We start from the raw sequence: 4,659 nt of genomic DNA on the forward strand, positions 1-4,659 counted from the left end.
AAAATGACCCCTGAAGGAATCGAACCTTCAACCCTCTGATTAAGAGTCAGATGCTCTGCCAGTTGAGCTAAGGGGCCATGCGGGGAAAGAGGATACTACCAGATCATCTTGTCAGCGTCAAGGTCTTTCGGGCGGCTTATTCCTCTTCCGGCGGCAGAATGGGGGAGTACTGCAACGTCTGGCTGCGGGTACCATTTTCCTGCTGGTTGAACGCTTCAATGCACCGCAGCAGGCGGGGTTCCAGGTAGGTCATGCCCGTTGCCGGCGAGTCAAAGAAATGAAACAGATCCAAGTCTTGCCTGGCGATGAATCCATGGTCGACCAACTTGTCGAAGTTGATCAGGTTTCGCCAGTATTCACGGTCAAAGAGCATGATGGAGAGGTTCTGTTTGTGCACTTTGTGTGTTTGTACCAGGGTGAGGGTTTCAAACAGCTCGTCCATGGTGCCGAATCCGCCGGGAAAACAGATCAGTGCCTTGGCATGGAAAAGGAACCACAACTTGCGCATAAAGAAGTAGTGGAATTCGAAATTGAGTTCTGGTGATATATACGGGTTGGGAAACTGTTCGTGGGGCAAAGAGACATTCAAACCAATGGAATGGAAACTGGCTCGAGAGGCGCCGCGGTTGGCCGCTTCCATGATGCCCGGACCGCCGCCGGAACAGATGGCCAGGCTGCGGCCGATGCTTCCCTGCTCTTTGGCCCAGTTCGAGATCAAATAGGCCAGCTCTTCGGCGGCATCGTAGTAGCGCGCGGTCGGTCCGCCGCCTTCGCGGGAGGATTTGACCCGGGCGGAACCGAAAAAAACCACGGAATGCAGGATACCCAGTTCATGAAAACGGGACTCCGGCTCCAAGTATTCCGCCAGGATGCGCAGGGGACGGGCATGGTGGGACTGCAGGAATTCCTTATTCTTATAGGCTTTCGGCGCTCGTTTCATGGTTCGGACTCCGTAACCGGTGGGGATGGAGGCGGCGCCTCCATCCCCACGGCAGGTTATAACTGGCTGAGTTTCTTGAAGTACTCGTGTTTGTCCTGCTTGGACTCAACGGCGCGCTGGTACAGACCGTCGGCGATTTCAGGGAACTGCCGTTGCAGCGTGTTGTAGCGGGTTTCATTCATCAGGAAGTCCATCATGTTCATCTTGGGATCCCTGGACTCATAAAGGAAGGGATTCTTTCCTTCTTTCGCCCGGGCCGGGTTGTAGCGGAAAAGCGGCCAGTATCCAGAGATTACAGCATTCTTTTCTTCTTCGTATGTACGGCTCATATCAAAGCCGTGGGCAATGCAGGGCGAATAGGCAATGATCAGGGATGGACCGTTATAGGCTTCCGCTTCCTGGAAAGCCTTGACCGCCTGATTGGGGTTGGCTCCCAGTGAAATGGATGCCACGTATATGTAGCCGTAACTCATGCTGATCAGTCCGAGGTCTTTTTTGGCCGTACGCTTTCCCGCGGCGGCGAACTTGGCCGTTGCGGCAAGGGGAGTGGCCTTGGATGCCTGCCCGCCGGTGTTTGAGTAAACCTCAGTGTCCAGCACCAGGACGTTGATGTTGCGGTTGGATGCCAGGACATGATCCAGACCGCCATAGCCGATGTCGTAGGCCCAGCCGTCACCGCCGAGACACCAGACGGAACGGTTGACCATGTAGTCTTTTAATTCAATGATCTTGTGCAGCATGCCATGCTGTTCTGCGGGCGCGTCCTCCAGCGCCGAAGCCAGCAGGTCTTTGGCAACTCGGGCCCGTTCCTGTGCGGCTTCACCGGTGTCGTTCCAGTTGTCCAGCAGATCACGGATGACGGCGGACAAATCTTTGTCCGCGCTGGATTCGCTGAATTTTTGCAGATTGGTGCGCAATTGGCGCCGGTTGGCGTCGACCGCCAGGCGCATACCGAAACCGTATTCGGCGTTGTCTTCAAACAGGGAGTTGGCCCAGGCCGGTCCTTTGCCACGCTTGGACTGGGTATAGGGGATAGTGGGAAAAGTGCCGCCGTAGATTGAAGAACATCCCGTGGCATTGGCGATCAGCAAGCGTTCACCAAACAACTGGGTTAACAGCTTCACATAGGGAGTTTCTCCGCAACCGGCACAGGCGCCGGAGAATTCAAACAGGGGAGTGCGGAACTGGGACGCCTTGAATCCGGATTCAGGAGCACCCTCGGTAATATTGTCCGGCAGGGATTCAAAAAACGCCTCGTTCTGGTTCTCGCCAGCCCCACGTTCGCTTTCGATCGGGCTGAAAACCAGGGCTTTTTCTTTGGCTGGGCAAATGTTGATGCAATTGGCGCAACCGGTACAGTCTTCAATGTATACCTGGACCTTGAATGCCAGATCGTGATCGTTTTTTGTAGTGGACTTCAGCGTGGAAAAGGAGTTTGGAGCGGACTCCAGTTTCTCAGGCGGAATCTGTTTGACACGGATGGCCGCATGGGGACAGACTAAAGAGCACATGTTGCATTGGATGCAGTTTTCGGCAATCCAGCGCGGGACTTCCGGGGCGATTCCGCGCTTTTCCAAACGGGTGGTTCCGGTGGGAACACTGCCATCGAGGGGCATCTGAGATACAGGGATTTCATCCCCTTTCAGGTGCATGATGGGACGGATTACGTTTCGGGCGAAATCCGCAGCGTCCTCAGCGATCAGGCGCGCTGGTTCGTGGCTGCCTTTGATCGCGTCCAGGCTTTCCGGGACGGGAACACGCTCAAGTGCCGCGCTGGTGCGATCAACCGCATCCCAGTTCATCTTGACGATGTGTTCGCCTTTTTTCTGGTAGGACTTCTTTATGGTGTCCTTGATCAGGCGAATGGCTTCCTCTTCTTTAAGCACGCCGGACACCTTGAAAAAGGCGGCCTGCATGACGGTGTTGATGCGGTTGCCCAATCCCACTTCCCGGGCGATGCTCAACGCGTCGATATTGTAGAAGCGGATCTTTTTTTGAATAATGGTTTCCTGCATTTCGCGTGTCAGATGAGAAAAGACTTCATTATTGGACCAATCCGAATTGAGCAGGAAGGTACCGCCTTCGGTGATGCCTTGCAGGATATCGTAGCGTCCAATAAAGGCGGGGTTATGCAGGGCGATGAATTCGGCCTGGCGGATCAGGTAGGGCGACTGGATGGGACTTTTCCCGAACCGCAGATGGGAAATGGTGATGCCGCCGGACTTCTTGGAGTCGTATGAGAAATACCCTTGCGCGTACATATCGGTATGATCGCCGATGATTTTGATGGAGTTCTTGTTGGCGCCGACGGTTCCATCAGAACCCAGGCCCCAGAAGATGCAGCGCTTGACGTCCTCTGGTTCAGTGGAAATCTCTGAACCCAGGGGAATTGAGAGGTTTGAGACATCGTCGTTGATGCCGACGGTGAACCCGTGGAACGCTTTGCCGTCCAGGTGGTCGAAAACGGCCTTAACCATGGTGGGCGTGAATTCCTTTGAACTGAGACCATAGCGGCCGCCGATGATGCAAATGTCCCGTCCGGACAAAGCGGTTTTGATATCCAGGTAAAGGGGCTCGCCGATAGCACCGGGTTCTTTGGTGCGGTCGAGTACGGCGATGGCCCGCACGCTCTGCGGCAGGCTGGCGAGAAAGGCGTCTACGCTGAATGGGCGGTATAGACGCACCTTAACCGCGCCGACTTTTTCTCCGCGGGCGCAGAGGTAGTTAATGGTTTCCTCAATAGTGTCGCAACTGGAACCCATGGAGACAATCACCCTTTCTGCGTCGGCAGCGCCTATGTAGTCGAAAAGATGGTATTGACGGCCCACCTTGGCGGCAAGCTGATCCATGTACTTCTGGATCAATTCCGGAACCTTCAAGTAATAGTTGTTGACGGTTTCACGCCCTTGAAAATAGGCATCCGGGTTCTGGGCACCGACTTTTGCGAAGGGTTTGTCCGGATTCAACGCCAGGCTCCGGAAAGCCTCTACGTAGCGCATATCCAGCATGGCGGCAATGCTATCGTAATCGATCATCTCGACTTTCTGGACTTCGTTGGAGGTGCGGAAACCGTCAAAGAAGTTCACAAAAGGTATGCGGGCTTCCAAGGTGGCCAGGTGGGAAACAACGGCCAGGTCCATGACTTCCTGGACCGAGGCGGCGGCCATGAGTCCCCAACCGGTATTGCGCACGGACATGACATCGGAATGGTCGCCAAAGATCGAAAGCGATTGCGCGGCCAGGGAACGGGCGGAGACATGGAAGACGGCGGGAAGCATTTCACCAGCGATTTTGTGCATGTTGGGAATCATCAAGAGAAGGCCCTGGGAGGCCGTAAACGTGGTGGTCATCGATCCGGCGGAAAGGCAGCCGTGAACGGCACCGGCGGCGCCGGCTTCGGACTGCATCTCTATCACGTCCAACTTCTGGCCAAAGATATTCAAACGGTCACGAGCGGCCCAGGCATCGGCCAGTTCCCCCATGGCCGAAGAAGGTGTAATGGGGTAAATGGCCGCCACTTCGCTGAATGCGTAGGCTACGTGGGCGGCGGCGGTGTTGCCGTCAATGGTTGCTTGACTGTGTTTCATAGCGTCTCCTTTGAATAAGCCCGCCAGGGTCTGAACCGTCCCCGCGGAATGATGAGAAAGTAAATTAAAGGCATGTTTTTGTTCACAATGAAATGTAGCACAGGACGGAATCGGGTGTCAAGGTGACGCCGA

2 protein-coding genes and 1 tRNA gene are annotated in these 4,659 nt (G+C 55.1%); all 3 read right to left on the minus strand.

Annotated features, from left to right (window positions below; genetic code table 11):
* Positions 1–4 precede the first annotated feature (4 nt).
* The 3 genes from ENN40_02740 to nifJ all read right to left on the minus strand — a co-directional run bounded on the left by ENN40_02740 (position 5) and on the right by nifJ (position 4,527).
* A tRNA-Lys gene (locus ENN40_02740) sits at positions 5–77 on the minus strand.
* Positions 78–136: 59 nt separating this feature from the next.
* Positions 137–940, minus strand: a complete 804-nt coding sequence (locus tag ENN40_02745; protein HDP94260.1) for an LOG family protein — start codon at positions 938–940, stop codon at positions 137–139.
* Between the two features lie 56 nt (positions 941–996).
* Positions 997–4,527 (minus strand): pyruvate:ferredoxin (flavodoxin) oxidoreductase, encoded by a 3,531-nt coding sequence (gene nifJ / locus ENN40_02750; protein HDP94261.1) that lies wholly within the window; start codon positions 4,525–4,527, stop codon positions 997–999.
* Positions 4,528–4,659 lie beyond the last annotated feature (132 nt).

It is taken from the genome of Candidatus Aminicenantes bacterium (assembly GCA_011049425.1).
In the GTDB taxonomy this organism is placed as follows: domain Bacteria; phylum Acidobacteriota; class Aminicenantia; order UBA2199; family UBA2199; genus UBA876.

Excerpts from the sequence above, each read along its gene's own strand:
- ENN40_02745 (HDP94260.1), bottom strand. The coding sequence starts at position 940 with ATGAAACGAGCGCCGAAAGCCTATAAGAATAAGGAATTCCTGCAGTCC.
- nifJ (HDP94261.1), bottom strand. The coding sequence starts at position 4,527 with ATGAAACACAGTCAAGCAACCATTGACGGCAACACCGCCGCCGCCCAC.